Origin of the sequence: Streptomyces spectabilis, assembly GCF_008704795.1 — a bacterium.
Lineage (GTDB): Bacteria > Actinomycetota > Actinomycetes > Streptomycetales > Streptomycetaceae > Streptomyces > Streptomyces spectabilis.
Genome location: NZ_CP023690.1, coordinates 8,353,119 through 8,368,399 on the forward strand (window position 1 = coordinate 8,353,119; position 15,281 = coordinate 8,368,399).

The 15,281-nt window shown below is 74.0% G+C and carries 14 protein-coding genes; 8 read left to right on the forward strand and 6 right to left on the reverse strand.

The window, feature by feature from the left end; all coding sequences use genetic code 11:
* Window positions 1-6 precede the first annotated feature (6 nt).
* Entirely contained in the window at window positions 7-669 is a 663-nt protein-coding gene (locus CP982_RS35515; RefSeq protein ID WP_150514217.1) for a response regulator, read from the reverse strand.
* Window positions 666-1,877 (reverse strand): sensor histidine kinase, encoded by a 1,212-nt coding sequence (locus CP982_RS35520; RefSeq protein WP_150514218.1) that lies wholly within the window; start codon window positions 1,875-1,877, stop codon window positions 666-668. The genes CP982_RS35515 and CP982_RS35520 overlap by 4 nt, the downstream gene beginning before the upstream one ends.
* A 135-nt stretch (window positions 1,878-2,012) precedes the next feature.
* Here CP982_RS35520 and CP982_RS35525 point away from each other — a divergent pair, with 135 nt between their 5' ends.
* The 6 genes from CP982_RS35525 to CP982_RS35550 all read left to right on the forward strand — a co-directional run bounded on the left by CP982_RS35525 (window position 2,013) and on the right by CP982_RS35550 (window position 9,853).
* A complete protein-coding gene (locus CP982_RS35525; protein ID WP_150514219.1) occupies window positions 2,013-3,152 on the forward strand; it encodes an ABC transporter ATP-binding protein in 1,140 nt (379 codons plus the stop codon).
* Window positions 3,149-4,003: an ABC transporter permease gene (locus CP982_RS35530; RefSeq protein WP_150514220.1), complete on the forward strand. Its 855-nt coding sequence runs from the start codon at window positions 3,149-3,151 to the stop codon at window positions 4,001-4,003. The genes CP982_RS35525 and CP982_RS35530 overlap by 4 nt, the downstream gene beginning before the upstream one ends.
* Before the next feature lie 517 nt (window positions 4,004-4,520).
* On the forward strand, window positions 4,521-5,720 hold the full coding sequence (locus tag CP982_RS41955) for a DUF6777 domain-containing protein (protein ID WP_170316559.1): 1,200 nt from the start codon (window positions 4,521-4,523) through the stop codon (window positions 5,718-5,720).
* An 84-nt stretch (window positions 5,721-5,804) separates the two neighbouring features.
* The gene (locus CP982_RS35540) at window positions 5,805-7,913 is read left to right on the forward strand and encodes a SpoIIE family protein phosphatase (protein ID WP_150514221.1); all 2,109 of its coding nucleotides are present in this window, start codon (window positions 5,805-5,807) and stop codon (window positions 7,911-7,913) included.
* Window positions 7,914-8,032: 119 nt separating this feature from the next.
* On the forward strand, window positions 8,033-8,989 hold the full coding sequence (locus tag CP982_RS35545) for an RNA polymerase sigma-70 factor (protein ID WP_150514222.1): 957 nt from the start codon (window positions 8,033-8,035) through the stop codon (window positions 8,987-8,989).
* A gap of 3 nt (window positions 8,990-8,992) precedes the next feature.
* Window positions 8,993-9,853, forward strand: coding sequence for an Fpg/Nei family DNA glycosylase (locus tag CP982_RS35550; protein WP_150514223.1), 861 nt, complete (start codon window positions 8,993-8,995; stop codon window positions 9,851-9,853).
* A 66-nt stretch (window positions 9,854-9,919) separates the two neighbouring features.
* Here CP982_RS35550 and CP982_RS35555 read toward each other — a convergent pair whose 3' ends face one another.
* Both CP982_RS35555 and CP982_RS35560 read right to left on the reverse strand, forming a co-directional pair.
* A complete protein-coding gene (locus tag CP982_RS35555; protein ID WP_150514224.1) occupies window positions 9,920-10,540 on the reverse strand; it encodes a zf-HC2 domain-containing protein in 621 nt (206 codons plus the stop codon).
* A gap of 162 nt (window positions 10,541-10,702) precedes the next feature.
* On the reverse strand, window positions 10,703-11,221 hold the full coding sequence (locus CP982_RS35560; RefSeq protein WP_150514225.1) for a hypothetical protein: 519 nt from the start codon (window positions 11,219-11,221) through the stop codon (window positions 10,703-10,705).
* 322 nt (window positions 11,222-11,543) lie between these two features.
* On the opposite strand from CP982_RS35560, the gene CP982_RS35565 reads away from it, so the two are divergent.
* Window positions 11,544-12,767, forward strand: a complete 1,224-nt coding sequence (locus tag CP982_RS35565; protein WP_229878992.1) for a CapA family protein — start codon at window positions 11,544-11,546, stop codon at window positions 12,765-12,767.
* Between the two features lie 187 nt (window positions 12,768-12,954).
* Window positions 12,955-13,182 carry a hypothetical protein gene (locus CP982_RS35570; protein WP_144322147.1) on the forward strand — a complete coding sequence of 76 codons (228 nt, stop codon included), beginning with the start codon at window positions 12,955-12,957 and terminating at the stop codon, window positions 13,180-13,182.
* 6 nt (window positions 13,183-13,188) lie between these two features.
* Here the strand turns inward: CP982_RS35570 and CP982_RS35575 are convergent, their stop codons facing one another.
* Both CP982_RS35575 and CP982_RS35580 read right to left on the reverse strand, forming a co-directional pair.
* On the reverse strand, window positions 13,189-14,640 hold the full coding sequence (locus tag CP982_RS35575; protein WP_150514226.1) for an amino acid permease: 1,452 nt from the start codon (window positions 14,638-14,640) through the stop codon (window positions 13,189-13,191).
* A gap of 133 nt (window positions 14,641-14,773) precedes the next feature.
* Window positions 14,774-15,247: a universal stress protein gene (locus tag CP982_RS35580; RefSeq protein ID WP_150514227.1), complete on the reverse strand. Its 474-nt coding sequence runs from the start codon at window positions 15,245-15,247 to the stop codon at window positions 14,774-14,776.
* Window positions 15,248-15,281 lie beyond the last annotated feature (34 nt).

Here is a 15,281-nt window from a genome sequence, read left to right on the forward strand (position 1 = left end):
GCGGGGTCACCGCGACCGTGCCACCAGCCCCGTCTCGTACGCGATGATCACCAGCTGCACCCGGTCGCGGGCGTCGAGCTTGGCGAGCAGCCGGGTCACGTACGTCTTCGCCGTGGCCACGCTGATGCACAGGCGCTCGGCGATCTCGGTGTTGGACAGGCCGCCGCCGACGAGGGCCAGGACTTCCCGCTCCCGGTCGGTGATGCCCCCGATCCGCGGCCGCTCCGGCGCGGGGGCGGCGGCCGGGCGCTCCGCGAACTCCTTGATGAGGCGGCCGGTGACGCTCGGCGCGATGAGCCCGTCTCCGGCGGCGACGACGCGCACCGCGCCCAGGATGTCGTCCAGGGCCATGTCCTTGACGAGGAACCCGGACGCCCCGGCGCGCAGCGCCCCGTACACGTACTCGTCGTCGTCGAACGTCGTCAGGACCACGACCCGGGTGGCGCCCCCGGCGGCGGTGATCCGGCCGGTGGCCTCGATGCCGTCCACGCCGGGCATGCGGATGTCCATCACCACGACGTCGGGGGCGAGTTCGCCGGTCAGGCGGACGGCCTCGGCGCCGTCCCCGGCCTCGCCGACGACTTCGAGGCCTTCCGCCTCGGCGATGACCATGCTCAGGGCCGCCCGCACCAGGGGCTGGTCGTCGACGAGCAGGACGCGGACCGTCATCGCGCACCCGCCGGGACCGGAAGCCGCGCCGCGACCCGGAAGCCCCCTCGGGGGCCCGGCCGGGCCGAGAACTCGCCGTGCAGCAGGCTCACCCGCTCCCGCATGCCGAGCAGCCCGTATCCGGAACCCCTGCTGTCCGCCGTGCCCGTGCCCTTCCCCTCGTCGACCACTTCGATCCGCAGCTCCTTGCTCTGCCGCTCCACGGTCACCCGGCAGGACCCGGTGCCCGCGTGCCGCACCACGTTGGTGACCGCCTCTTGGATGATCCGGTACGCCGACACGTCGACCTCCGGCGGCAGCGGCCGGGGCGTGCCGAGCCAGCGCACGTCGACGCGGACCCCGGCGGCCGTCGTGCGGGCGGCGAGCCGGTTGACGTCCGCGAGGCCGGGGCTCGGGTCGAGCGGCGCCGCCTCGGCGGCCTCGCCGGGCTCGGCCCGCCGCAGCGCGCCGAGCATCCGGCGCAGGCCCGACAGGGTGTCGCGGCTCGCGGTCTCCACCGCGCCGAGGGCGTCGCGCGCGAGCTCCGGCCGGGTGTCGATGACGCGCCGGGCGGCACCGGCCTGGAGGGCCACGATGCCGATGGTGTGCGCGACCATGTCGTGCAGTTCGCGCGCGATCCGCAGCCGTTCGGCGGTGACCGCCTGCGCGGCCGCCTGGGCGCGCACCTGCTCGGCGTGCGCCCGGGACTCGTGCGTCGCCCGGCCGAGCAGCCAGGCGATGACGGCGGTGAGCGCCACGGTCAGCTCGGCGGACGTGCCGACGGGCCAGCCGCTGAGGACCCGCACGGCGAGGTACGCGCCCAGGGTGCCGAGCGCGAGGGCGAGCGCCGCGGCGCCGGTGCGGCGCGGCCGGGACGCCGCGACGAAGTACAGCGCGACGTCGACCGCGAGGAACTGGAGCAGCGGGATCTCGCCCACGCTCAGCGGCATCGCCCCCAGGGCGGAACCGGCGAGCAGCAGCGCGAGGCCCCGCAGCGGACGGCGTTCGAGACGGACGCAGCCCGCCAGGGTGACGGCGGTGGCGAGGGCGAGGGTCACCATGCCGTCCCACCGGAAGAGCAGCACGCCCGGCCAGACGGACGGTTCCGACTCACCGGGCAGCCGGAACCGGAAGAGGAAGGTGAGCGCCGAGCCCGCGCACCAGGCGAGCACCATCCAGGTGGCCGGGGAGCGGCGCTCGAACAGGGGTGGAGCCGGTGTCGCGGACATGCCCGGAATGGTAGCCAGATGATCGACGACAGGCATCGGACCAGGGGTGTACACCCTCGGTCGACACCGGCGCACCGCCAAGTGTCAGCCCCGGTCCGATGCCGAACGGCCGCTGTCCGCGGCAGCGTTGTCCCCATGATCGAAGCCATGGAGCTGACGAAGCGATACGGCCCCACCACGGCCGTCGAGGACCTGACGTTCAGCGTGCGCCCCGGCCGCGTCACCGGGTTCCTCGGGCCGAACGGCGCGGGCAAGTCCACCACCCTGCGGATGATCCTCGGCCTGAACGACCCGACGTCGGGCGCCGTCACCGTCGGCGGCCGCGCCTTCCGCGACCGCCCGCGGGGCCTGCGCCACGTGGGCGCGCTGCTCGACGCGGGGGAGGTGCACGGCGGCCGCACCGCCGCCGCGCACCTCGCCGTCCTCGCCCGGTCCAACCGCATCCCGCGCCGCCGCGTCGACGAGGTCCTCGCCGACGTCGGCCTCACCGACGCGGCCCGGCGCCGCGTCGGCGGCTTCTCGCTCGGTATGAAGCAGCGCGTGGGCATCGCCGCCGCGCTCCTCGGCGACCCGCCGGTGCTGCTGTTCGACGAGCCGCTCAACGGCCTCGACCCGGAGGGCGTGCTGTGGGTGCGCGGGCTGTTCCGGCGCCTGGCCGACGAGGGGCGCACCGTCTTCGTCTCCAGCCATCTGATGTCCGAGATGGAGCACACCGCCGACGACCTCGTCGTGATCGGGCGCGGGCGGCTCATCGCGGCCGAGAGCCTGGAGCGGTTCGCGGCCCGCGGCACCGGAGCGGGCGTACGCGTGCGCACGCCCCGCGCGGCCGACCTCGTGGACGTGCTGACCGCCGCGGGCGCCACCGTGCTGCGGGACGGGCCGCGCCTGACCGTGACCGGCCTCGACGCGGGCCGGGTCGGCGACCTGGCCTGCCGCCACGCCCTGCCGCTGCACGAACTGGTGGCGCGCCAGGCCTCCCTGGAGGACGCCTTCATGGAACTCACCGCGGACAGCGCCGAATTCCGCGCGGGCGAGCCCTTTCCCCGCGCCGGTGAGCCCTCGGCCCGCACGGGCGAACCTCGCTCCCGCACGGGTGAGTCCTCGGCCCGCACCGGTGAGTGCTCTGCCCGCACGGGCGAGCCTTCTGCCCGCCCCGGTGAACCCCGTTCCCGTGCCGGCGAGCCCCGTTCCCGCAGGTCCGAGCCCTCGGCCCGCACTGGTGAACCCCGTTCCCGTACCGGCGAAGCCGTTTCCCGCACAGGAGAGTCCCGATGACCGCGCATCTGACCCTGCCCAGCGAGGTCGCCGCCGAGGCGTCCGCCGAGCCTCCCGCCCGCTTCCGCGACCTGCTCGCCGCCGAGTGGCTCAAGCTGTGGTCGCTGCGCTCCACCCCATGGTCGTACGTCGTGATCTTCCTCGCCGTCGCGGGCTTCAACGCCGGTACGGCCTACGACACCTACCGCTACTGGACGAGCCGCGACGCGGGGAGCCGGGCCGACTTCATCCAGGACGGCATGTCGCTCCAGCAGGCCTTCACCGGCAACGCGGCCACGATCCTGCTGCTCGCGGCCGGGGCCGTCGGCGCCGTCACAGTGACCGGCGAGTACGGCACCGGCCTGATCCGCACGACGTTCGCGGCCGTGCCCGCGCGCCGCTCCGTGATGGCGGCCAAGGCCGCCGTGCTCGCCGCGGTCATGACCGTGCTCGGCGCGCTGATCGCGGTGACCTCCTTCGCCGCCACCCAGGCCATCCTGTCCGGGCGCGACCTCGGCGTCCCCTTCGACCACCCCGGTGCCGTCCGCGTCGTCGCGGCCTCGGCGCTGCTGCTGCCCGTGGGGGCGCTCACCGGCATGGCGATCGGCACGCTGGTACGGCACATGGGCACGACGATCGTCCTGGCCGTCGGCACGCTCCTGATCCTGCCCGTGGTCTTCAGCTCCGACCGGTACTGGTCCGCCCTGGCGTCGCACACGATGCCGCTGGAGGCCTGGCAGCGCCTCACCCAGCCGGCCACCTTCGCGACCCCCTTCCCGTGGTCGACGGGCGGCGCGTGGACGGTGTACGCGGTGTGGACCTCGGTGGCGGTGCTGGTCACGGTGGCGGGGGTGCATCGCAGGGACCAGTGACCGGGACCGGGGCCCCCGACCGGGGGAGGCAACGGGCGCGGGCACCACGGGACACCCGCGCCCGCCACCCGCACTTCCGTCCGGCCCGCGCCTCCTGCCCGGCCCGGGCGGGGCACCGCGCGCCGGTCGTGCACGGTTCGTGGCCCTGCTGCTCGCCTGTCCCGTCGTACCTGGTTCTCCGCCCCGCGTAGGTGCGTGGGTCTTCTTCCGGGGTCCGGTCCCCGCTCCTGGATCCACCCGCCGCGTGCCCTGCTGCCTGCCTGTCCCGTCGTCCCAGGGCTTCGGCCCGGCTTACGTGGGATTACCTCCGGGGCCTCAAGACGCCGCTCGCGTGCCCTGGCGGCGCAGCCTGCCAGCCCCGTCCTGCTGTCCGGTTCCCGGCCTTGGGGCCCGCCCGACGCATGGGGCTCCGCCCCGTGCTGCCTGCCCCCCGCCCCCGGGACTCCGCTTGCGGGTCGCCAGAGGGCCGTTCAGACAATAGGGGGCCAATCTGCCCGGCGACAGGCGGGAGGCACCTGTGGGTGCGACGTTCCGGACCTATGCGACGACCTTCGCGATAGCCGCGGCCCTGGCGGCCGCGGGCTGCTCAGGAGGTGGCGGCGACGGCACCAAGGACACAGCCGACAGCGGGCGCGAGCTGTTCCTCCAGCCCGTCGCCGCGCAGGGCCCCGCCCCGTTCACCGCGTCCACCGCCAGGGCCGCCGCGAGCCCCCCGCCCGTCACCCGTTCGCCGCAGCCCTCGCCGACCGGCTCGGCCTCGCCCACCGACCAGGGCCTGCGCTCCCTCGCGGGCGGCACGCCCGGCCTCTACGGCGGCACGCACCGGACCGGCAGCTGCGACGTCGGCCGGCAGATCCGCTTTCTGACCGCCGACTCCGCCAAGGCCCGCGCCTTCGCCGAGGCGTCGGGCATCGCGGATAACGGCATCCCGTCGTACCTGCGCGGCCTCACCCCCGTCGTGCTGCGCGCCGACACCCGGATCACCAACCACGGCTACCGCGACGGGCACGCCACCGGCTTCCAGTCCGTGCTCCAGGCGGGCACCGCCGTCCTCGTGGACGACCGCGGCCTGCCCCGGGTGCGCTGCGCCTGCGGCAACCCGCTGAAGCCGCCCGTCGCCTTCCGGCAGGCCCCGCGCCACAGCGGCGAGCCCTGGAGCGGCTACCGGCCCACCCAGGTGATCGTCGTGACCCCGGCACCCCGCCCGATCACCCACATCACGATCATCAACATCACCAACAACACCTGGATCGAGCGGCGGACTGGCGACGAGGACGGCGGCGACGACCGCCCCGTACCGCCCCCGGACCCGACCCCCACCGACCCCACGGACCCGACCACGCCCGACGAGACCACGCCGGACGAGACGACGCCGGACGAGACGACGCCGGACGAGACCAGTCAGGACCCCGACCCCACCGGCTCGGACGAGAGCCTGGAGCCCAACGGCACCGACGGCACCGACGGCACCGACGAGGGCACCACCCCCGGCGAGGACACCACGTCCACCGACTGTCCCACGCCCGGCCTGCCGACCCCCGAGGGCGCCGTCCCGTCCCCGCTCCCGCCCGGCTGCCCCTCGACCGGCGACCCCCTGGAGCCGGACACGGCGCCGCCGCCCGGCCAGGACACCGGGCCCGGCGTCGGCCCCGAGACGGAGCCGGACCTCCCCGGCCTGCCCGAAGGCCCCACCGGCCCCGACTCCTTCCCCGGGTGACCCGCGATGACCCCCGAAGACCGCCCCCACCAGGGACGACGCCGTGCACATGCGGCCGCCCCCGGGTGCGCCTAGCGTTGGCCCATGGACGCGGGCACGGAAGGTGTCGAGGCGGCCATGCGGCGCTGCTGCGGCGGCTCCGCATCCGCCGCCACCTGCTGTTTCCTCGCCAAGTACGGTCCCGGACTCGGCATGGGCAGCTTCGACTGGGACCTGGACAGCAGGCTGCTGTACCTGGACGAGCAAGCCCTCGCCCTGTTCGACGTACGCCCCGAGGAATTCGACAACCGGCCCGAGAGCCTCGCCGGGCGGGTGCCGCCCGTGGAGGCCCACCGCCTGGACAGCCAGGTCTCGCAGGCCATGAAGGACGGCAGCCGCACCTACGGCGCGTACTTCCGCGTCCGCCGCCGCGACGGCACCCTGCGCTGGACCCACACCCAGGGCCACATCCTGCGCGACGCCACCGGCCGCCCGCTGCGCATCGTCGGCATCGTGCGCGACGCCACCCGCGAGCTGAGCGAGCGGACGGCCCACCGCGAACGCGTCGAGGCGGAGGCGGACCGGCGCCGCCGCACGAGCATCGTGCAGAACACCACGGCGGCCCTCGCCCACGCCCGGACCGTCGCCGACGTCATCGACGTCCTGAAGGACAAGCACGGCCTGGCCAACCTCGGCGCGTCGAACATCGTCATGGGCCTCGTCGAGTCCGGGCGCATCCGCCTCGTCGCCGAGGGCCCTTCGGGCAGCTACGTGGCCGGCACCCGCGTCACCCGGGTCGACGAGCCGTACCCGATGAGCGAGACCGTGCGCACGCTCTCCCCGCGCTTCATCGAGTCGCCGGACGACTTCGCGTCCTCGTACCCGATCCTGTGGCCGCACATCGAGCACCTGGGCATCACCGCGGCCGCCTATCTGCCGCTGATCGCACAGGCCCGGCCCATCGGCGCGCTCGGCCTGCTCTACCAGGACAGGACCGGCTTCACCGAGGAGGAGCGCAACGTCATCGTGGCGCTCGGCAGCAGCATCGCCCAGAGCCTCCAGCGCGCCATGTTCTACGAACAGGAGAAGGACCTCGCGCAGGGGCTCCAGCAGGCCATGCTGCCGCGCACCATCCCCGGCGTGCCCGGCGCCGACATCGCCGTGCGCTACCGCAGCGCCGCCCTCGGCCGCGACGTCGGCGGCGACTGGTACGACGTCATCCCGCTGCCCGGTGGCCGCGTGGGCGCCGTCATCGGCGACGTACAGGGCCACGACACGCACGCCGCCGCCGTCATGGGCCAACTGCGCATCGTGCTGCGCGCGTACGCCGCCGAGGGCCACACCCCCGCCACCGTCGTGGCCCGCGCCTCCGGCTTCCTGCACGAGCTGGACACCGACCGCTTCGCCACCTGTCTGTACGCCGAGGCCGACCTGTCCACCGGCGTGGTGCAGCTCGTGCGCGCCGGGCACATCGACCCGCTGTGCCGGCTCACCGACGGCACCTGCCGCCGGGTGCCCGTCGACGGTGGCCTGCCGCTCGGCCTCTCCGCCGAGTTCGGGCGGCTCGACTACCCCGTCACGACCCACGAACTCGACCCCGGGCAGACCCTGTTGCTCTACACCGACGGCCTCGTCGAGGAGCCGGGGGCCGACCTCGACGACGGCACCCGCGCGCTCGCCGAACTGGTCAGCACCGGCCCTCGCGACCTGGAGCGCCTCGCCGACCTGCTGTGCGGCCGCGTCGACGACGGCCGGGGCGACGACGACGCGGCGCTGCTCCTGCTGCGCCGCGTCGCGGTGGACGCGCCGCGCTCCGGCGGACGGCTCAAGCAGCACGTCGCTCCCGGCGACCCCGAAGGGCTCGCGGAGGCCCGGCACATGATCCGCGCGGCCGTCCGCGCCTGGGGCGCGCGGGGCCGGGCCGACGAGATCGAGCTGGCCGCCGACGAGCTGATCACCAACGCCCTCATGCACACCGACGGGCCCGCCATCGTCACCCTGCGCGTCGTCAGCGGCGCCGACCGGCGCCTGCGCGTGGACGTGGAGGACTCCTCCAGCGCGCTGCCGCGCCTGCGCGAGGCCTCCGACGACGGCGTCTCGGGGCGCGGCCTGCTGCTCGTGGACCGGCTCGCGGACGTGTGGGGCGTGGACCCGCGGGGGAGCGGCAAGTGCGTGTGGTGCGAGTTCGTCGTCCCGGTGCGGGGCGCGGCCTGACCCGCGGGCGTGAAGGAGATCACAGCGCCGCGCTGTCACGGTTTCCCGCCGCGCCGTGTCTCGATGGGCGGTCAGGAAACGAACCGCGCGACCGCGAGGCCGGTCAGGAGAGGAACCGCATGGCCGAGGACGCCTTCACCGCACACCGCCCGCTGCTGTTCACCATCGCCTACGAGATGCTCGGCAGCGCCGACGACGCCGAGGACGTGCTCCAGGAGAGCTATCTGCGCTGGCGCGCGGTCGACCCCGCGGAGGTCGAGCACCCGCGCGCCTACCTGGTCCGCGTGGTGACCCGGCAGGCCCTCAACCACCTGCGCTCGGTGCGGGCACGGCGTGAGGACTACGTCGGCCCGTGGCTGCCCGAGCCGATCCGCACTGCGCCCGAGGTGAGCGACGACGCGATCCTGGCCGAGTCGGTGTCCATGGCCATGATGCTGGTCCTGGAGACCCTGAACCCCACCGAGCGCGCGGTGTTCGTCCTGCATGACGTGTTCGGCTACACGCACGGCGAGATCGCCGCCTCGATCGGCAAGACCGAGGCCACCGCCCGGCAGATCGCCCACCGCGCCCGCCGCCACGTGCACGCGCGGCGGCGCCGCTTCGAACCCGACTCCGCCGCGACCCGCGATGTCGTCGGGCGCTTCCTGCTCGCGACGGCCAGCGGCGAGGTGCAGCCGCTGATGGACCTCCTCGCGCCCGACGTCGTGGTGCTCTCCGACGGCGGCGGCAAGGTCACCGCGGCCCGCCGCCCGATCACCGGCCGCGAGGACGTCGCCCGGTTCGCCCTCGGCGTGGCCCGCGCGGGCACCGACACGACCAGCTTCGAGCACGCCACGTACAACGGCATGCCCGCGGCCCGGTTCGTCGTCGACGGCGCGCTCGACTGGCTGCTCGCCTTCGAGATCCACGACGGCCGGATCACCGGTCTGTACGGCATGCGCAACCCCGACAAGCTGCACCGCGCCGAGACGGTGCGCGCCCTCGACAGGGGAGAGCGGCCGGTCCCGGCCGCGGATGCAGCGAGCCTCCCGGGGCGCGAGGATGCTGACAGGGACGCGCGGCGCGACGAGAGGTGAGCGATGCCGGAACTGCCGGAGGTCGAGGCGCTGCGGGAGTTCCTCGGCGGCGAGCTGACCGGGCACGAGATCGTCCGCGTGCTGCCCGTCGCGGTGAGCGTCCTGAAGACGTACGACCCGCCGGTGACGGCACTGGAAGGCCGGACCGTCACCGGTGTGGCCCGCTACGGCAAGTTCCTGGCCGTCGACGCGGACGGCCTGTGGCTCGTCACGCATCTGGCGCGGGCGGGCTGGCTGCGCTGGCAGGACCCGCTGCCGAGCGGCGCGCCCCGGCCGGGCAAGGGCCCGCTGGCCCTGCGCGTGGCCCTGGAGACCGGCGCGGGCTTCGACCTGACGGAGGCGGGCACGCAGAAGAGCCTCGCGGTGTACGTGACGGACGCGCCCGGGGCGCTCCCCGGCATCGCCCGTCTGGGCCCGGACCCGCTGGCCGCCGACTTCACCGAGGAGCGCCTGGCGGACCTCCTCGCCTCCGCGCCGCGCCAGCTCAAGGGCGCGCTGCGCGACCAGAGCCTGATCGCGGGCGTCGGCAACGCCTACAGCGACGAGATCCTGCACGCCGCCCGCATGTCCCCCTTCAAGCGCGCGGACCGTCTCACCGCCGAGGAGACGAGCCGTCTGTACGCCGCCCTGCGCGCCACCCTCACCGAGGCGGTGGCCCGCGCCCACGGCCTGGCCGCCGCCCGGCTGAAGGCGGAGAAGAAGTCGGGCCTGCGCGTCCACGGCCGCACCGGTGAGCCGTGCCCGGTCTGCGGCGACACCATCCGCGAGGTGTCGTTCGCGGACTCGTCCCTCCAGTACTGCCCGACGTGCCAGACGGGCGGCAAGCCCCTGGCCGACCGCCGCATGTCGCGGCTCCTGAAGTAGCCGCAGCGGCCCGGAAGCAGGGGGCGGAGAGGCAACCCCGGTCCCCTGTGCCGGGGTTGCCCCACGTCAGTGGGGGCGGAGGGTGAGCAGCCTGGCTCCGCCCGCGGCGCGTACCTCGAAGTGGTCGATGCGGTCGGGGCCGAGCCCCGTGCCGCCGTGCGTCGTCAGCGCCCGCCCCGCGCCGCGCCAGGTCGTCACGGTCTCCTCGGCGCCGTCGACCCCGACGGCGACGAGGGCGCAGACGCGCCGCCCCGCCGCGTCCCGCACCCGGAGGTCGACCGCGGTGCCCCAGGCGTACGGGCGGGCGGTGAGGACGGCCGCGAGGTCGCCGCGCGCGTCGGTCGCGGCGGCGCGCAGCGGGGCGGGATCCGCCGGGTTGAGCACGGCCGCGGTGGGGGCGGCGGCGAGCGCCAGACCGGCCGCCACGGCGCCGAGCCAGGCCCTGCGCCGGAGGCGCCGCGAGCGCGCGGCCTCGCCGAGCAGGCGGTCGAGCAGCAGCGGGTCGGGGACGGGCGGCAGCTCCCGGCCGTGGGCGCGCAGCATCCGCGCGGGCAGGGCGAGTTCGTCGACCTCGGCCCGGCAGTGCGGGCAGTCCATGAGGTGGTCCTCGAAGCGGAACGCGTCCGCCCGGTCGAGGACGCCGAGCGCATAGGCTCCGGCGTCGCGGTGGCGCTCCAGGGACCTCATGACGTTCCTTGTCGGTGGGGGTGCTCCGTGCCTGCCCTTCCGTACGGAAGCGGCCACCGAATCACTCAACGGGCCGAACGCCGCACCCGGAGCCGGCCGACCGCGCGCGGCGCGGCGCCGGGGCGGCCGGGACCGGCCCCGCCGACGCCCGCCGAGCGGCGGTCAGAAGAGCTGGATCGCCAAGTGGCCGAGCGGAAGCCCCAGTTGCCATGCCGGGGTCCACACCTTCGGCACGTCGTCCTCGCCGGGCCCGGCGGGACCGCCGCCGGGCACCGCGTCCAGGTCGGGGGCGAGGAGTTCGGTCTCCTCCAGCCAGCGCCACGCGGCCTCGGCGAGCACGAGGTCGGGCGCGGGCCCGCGCGCGGCCATCGCGTCCGCCGTGGCCCCGTCCATGCGCTCGCGCACCCAGTCCTGCCACTCCTCGTCGTGGGCCGTCAGGGACAGCCATGTCTCCAGCTGCGAGACCACGCGGATGCCGGACAGCTCGCCGCGCGTGTCCGACAGGAAGATCGTGAGCGCGAGCGCGTCGCGCCCCGCCCGGTACTCGAACGACGTCGGTGGCATCAGGTCACCGGTGCGCAGCAGTTCGTCCGCGATGTACTCGGCGTACAGCCACGCCATCGGCACCGTCAGCTCGTCTCCGCTGGGGCCTCCGGTGCCGCCCGTGCTCTCGTGCAGCATCACGCTCCGCCTTCCTAGCTTTCCAGGCTCCGTGTGTGCGTCACCGGCTTCTGGCCCCCCAACCCGGAACACGGATGAGCCAAGACGATTACCCAACGGGGGTGCTGAGCAAGGCACTTTGCCGAGCCTTGACCATCCGTGCGGTTTCGTCGCAGGTCGGCGCCTCTGTGTTTTTCCGCTCAGATCACGCTGCGTTGAGGTCCGTTTCAGTGATATGGGCGGCATTGGTCCTTGACCACCACCTGTCCCACCATCCGTATCTGTTTATCTGATTTCCCCTCATATGTTCCCCCTATGTTCCCCTCGGATGGAAGACAGGCCGATGACACAGCGCATCCGGGCCGCCGCCCGGCACCCGCACCCCTCCCACCGGGCCCTGGCCCTCCTCGCGGCCGCGGTGGCCGCCGCCACCGCGGCCTGCGGCGCCCCCGCCGCGCCGGACCACGACGAGCGCCGGGACTCCCGGCAGCAGCCCGCGCCCGCCCTCTCCGCGGCGGGCGGCAGCACGGGCGCGTCCCGCCCGTTCACGCTCGTCGCCTCCGGCGACGTCCTGCCGCACGCCTCGATCATCCGCAAGGCCCGGGCGGACGCGGGCGGCGACGGCTACGACTTCGCGCCGATGCTCGCGGGCGCCCGGCGCGTCGTCGCCCCCGCGGACCTGGCGATCTGTCACATGGAGACGGTGTACGGCGCGAACGGCGACTACACCGGCTACCCCACCTTCAAGTCCCCGCCGCAGGTGGCCACCGGCCTCAAGGCGACCGGCTACGACGCCTGCTCCACCGCCTCCAATCACACCCTCGACGCCGGGACCGCCGGCATCCACCGCACCCTCGCGGCGCTCGACAAGGCCGGCATCAAGCACGCCGGGTCGGGCCGCACCGCCACCGAGGGCCGCTCGCCCGCCTGGCTGCGCGCGGGCGGCGCGAAGGTCGCCCAGCTGGCCTACACGTACGGCACGAACGACATCCCGCTGCCCCAGGGCAGGCCCTGGTCGGTGAACCTCATCGACCGCGAGCGCATCGTCGCCGACGCCCGCGCCGCCCGGACGGCGGGCGCCGACGTGGTCGTCGTCTCGCTGCACTGGGGCTCCGAATGGCAGGACGCGCCCGACCGTCAGCAGCTGCGCCTGGGCCGCCAGCTGACGGCCGCGCGCACGGCGGGCCGCCCCGACATCGACCTGATCCTCGGCACCCACGCCCACGTGCCGCAGGCGTACGAGAAGGTCAACGGCACCTGGGTCGTCTACGGCATGGGCGACCAGATCGCGGGCGACATGATCAACCACGCGGGCGCCCATGACCCGCGCGGCAACCAGGGCACTGTCGGCCGCTTCACCTTCGCCCCGCCCGCGGCACCCGGCGGCCGCTGGGAGGTGGCGAAGGCCGAGTTCGTCCCCCACTGGTTCGACACCGGGGCCGGACGCGTCGTCAACCTCAACGCGGCCCTGGACCGGGGCGCCGACGTACGGGACGTGCGCGACCGCATCCGCCGTGTCGTCCTGAGCCGCGGTGCCGCCGAGGACGGTCTGGTGATGGGGAAGTGAGGGCCGCCCCCTGAGGCCGAAGGGGCGCGGGCCCTCGCCCAGACGTCCCACGATTCCAGCCTCGGGGTGGCTTTTCACCGTCAATCACGGGTAAAGCCACCCCTTCGGCGCCCCGCTATGGCTATGCAGGAAGGGTGGGGTGCGTCCGGCGCCGCGCCGGTGCCACGCCTGACGGGAGGCCTGCCGGGTGAGCATGTCGATCAACGTGGCGTTCCTGCTGGCCGTCGTCATCGTGCTGCGCGTGCGCGGCCACGCGCTAACCGGAGGGCGGTCCGGCGACCTGCTGATGGCGGCCGTGGTGCTGCTCTTCGTCGTGCTCGTCGTCCCGACCGACCTCGGGCAGTGGGTGGTGGACTTCGTGAGCGCCGTCGTCAGCGGGCTCACCGGCGCCGTCGTGGACCTCCTCACCCCCTGAGGGAGCTCACGCGGCCGGACCCGGGTCCCGCGGCTCGCCCCGCTCGCTCCGGGCGAGTTCCGACTTGCGGTACGAGTACGCGAAGTACACCACCAGGCCCACCGCGAACCACACCGCGAAGCGGACCCAGGTCTGCCACTCCAGGAACGTGATGAGCCAGATCGAGAAGACCACCCCGATCGCGGGCACCACCGGCATGCCCGGGCAGCGGAAGGTGCGCGGCAGGTCGGGCTGCTTGTAGCGGAGCACGATCACCGCGATGCACACCACGACGAAGGCCAGCAGGATGCCGATGTTGGTCAGCTCCGCCGCCTCGCCGATCGGCAGGAATCCGGCGATCGCGGCCGAGGCGAACCCGACGATCCACGTCACGCGCGTCGGCACGTGCCGCGTCGGGTGCGTCTTGGCGAACCACTTCGGCAGGAGCCCGTCGCGGCTCATCGAGAACCACACGCGCGTGCAGCCCAGCATGAACGTGAACATCACCGTGAGGATGCCGATGATCGCGCCCACCGCGATCACGTCCGCGAGCCCGCTCAGGCCCACCGCCTTGAACGCCGAGGAGAAGCCGCTCTCCGGGTCGATGTCCTTGTAGTCCTGCATGCCCGTCAGGACCAGACAGGCGAGGACGTACAGGACCATCGAGATCGCCAGCGAGTACAGGATGGCCTTCGGCATGTGGCGCTGCGCGTCCTTGGACTCCTCGGCGGCCGTGCTCATCGCGTCGTACCCGAAGACGGCGAAGAACACCGTGGCCGCGCCCGTGAAGGCGCCGCTGACGCCGAAGGGGAAGAACGGCGAGTAGTTGCCGGTCTCCACGTGGAAGAAGCCGACGCCGATGACGAGGAGGACGACGAGCACCTTCAGGACCACGACGACCATCTCGAAGCGCGCCGCGTTCTTGATCCCGAGGGTGAGCATGTACGCGATGAACAGACACAGGACGGCGGCGAACAGGTCCACCTTGTGGCCGTCACCGGTGCCGGGCGCGCCCAGCATCCAGTTCGGCAGGTCCGCGCCCATCTCGTTCAGCAGGAAGTTGAAGTACCCGGAGATGCCGATCGCGACCACCGCCACGATCGCCGTGTACTCGAGGAGCAGGTCCCAGCCGATGAACCAGCCGGTGATCTCGCCGAGCACCACGTAGCCGTAGGTGTAGGCCGAGCCCGCCTTGGGGATCAGGCCCGCGAACTCGGCGTAGGAGAACGCCGCGGCGGCGCTGGCGACGCCCGCGATGAGGAACGAGATGAGGACCGCGGGCCCGGCCTTCTCGTTCGCCACGGTCCCGGCGAGCGTGAAGATCCCGGCGCCGATGATGCCGCCCACGCCGATCGCGGTGAGCTGCCACAGGCCGAGGGAGCGGGTGAGCCGCGTGCCACCGCCGCCCGCCTCGGTCTCCTCGATGTGCTCGATGGGCTTGCGCCGCAGGACGCCCTGCCCCATCCGTAGTCCGGCCATGAGCCTCACCTCTTCGCTGACGGCGGTCGGCTGCTGGCGGATCATCCTGGCTCAGGCGCATCCGGCGCGGAAGACACCACGCACCACGCGTCGGCGCGCCCCCTTCGCGCGGGCGAGGTTCCCCCGGTCGGCCCTACGGCACCACTGTGACCGGCCAGCGCCCGGCCTTCACCAGACGCACGGCCACCGAGCCGACGATGCGGTGGCCCGCCTGCTCGGACGCGCCCACCACGACGGCGTCGGCCTTCAGCTCGTCGGCGGCCGTGACCAGGCCGTTGTACGGGTCGCCGCGGAAGGTGTGGAACTCCCAGCGCACGTCGAATATGCCCTTCACGCGCTCCGTGGCGTCCCGGATCTCGGCGATCAGACCCTCGGCGATCTCGTCGGTGGTCTCCGCGACCGGCGCCCCGAGCGCGGCGCCCGCCGCGAGCACCGGCTGGACGTACACCACGGCGAGCAGCGCCCGCTGCCGTCGGGCCAGGCCACCGGCATATGCCGCGGCGCGCAGCGAGGAATCCGAGCCGTCGACACCGACGACGATCACCTTGGGGCCGTCGGTGCCCCGTTCGAACTGCTGGGACGGCTGCTGAATCGGCTCTTCGGTCACGCTTCCGAGGCTATCGGAGGACCCCGTTCCGCGG

Excerpts from the sequence above, each read along its gene's own strand:
- CP982_RS35515 (WP_150514217.1), bottom strand. The coding sequence starts at position 669 with ATGACGGTCCGCGTCCTGCTCGTCGACGACCAGCCCCTGGTGCGGGCG.
- CP982_RS35520 (WP_150514218.1), bottom strand. The coding sequence starts at position 1,877 with ATGTCCGCGACACCGGCTCCACCCCTGTTCGAGCGCCGCTCCCCGGCC.
- CP982_RS35525 (WP_150514219.1), top strand. The coding sequence starts at position 2,013 with ATGATCGAAGCCATGGAGCTGACGAAGCGATACGGCCCCACCACGGCC.
- CP982_RS35530 (WP_150514220.1), top strand. The coding sequence starts at position 3,149 with ATGACCGCGCATCTGACCCTGCCCAGCGAGGTCGCCGCCGAGGCGTCC.
- CP982_RS35540 (WP_150514221.1), top strand. The coding sequence starts at position 5,805 with ATGGACGCGGGCACGGAAGGTGTCGAGGCGGCCATGCGGCGCTGCTGC.
- CP982_RS35545 (WP_150514222.1), top strand. The coding sequence starts at position 8,033 with ATGGCCGAGGACGCCTTCACCGCACACCGCCCGCTGCTGTTCACCATC.
- CP982_RS35550 (WP_150514223.1), top strand. The coding sequence starts at position 8,993 with ATGCCGGAACTGCCGGAGGTCGAGGCGCTGCGGGAGTTCCTCGGCGGC.
- CP982_RS35555 (WP_150514224.1), bottom strand. The coding sequence starts at position 10,540 with ATGAGGTCCCTGGAGCGCCACCGCGACGCCGGAGCCTATGCGCTCGGC.
- CP982_RS35560 (WP_150514225.1), bottom strand. The coding sequence starts at position 11,221 with ATGCTGCACGAGAGCACGGGCGGCACCGGAGGCCCCAGCGGAGACGAG.
- CP982_RS35565 (WP_229878992.1), top strand. The coding sequence starts at position 11,544 with ATGACACAGCGCATCCGGGCCGCCGCCCGGCACCCGCACCCCTCCCAC.
- CP982_RS35575 (WP_150514226.1), bottom strand. The coding sequence starts at position 14,640 with ATGGCCGGACTACGGATGGGGCAGGGCGTCCTGCGGCGCAAGCCCATC.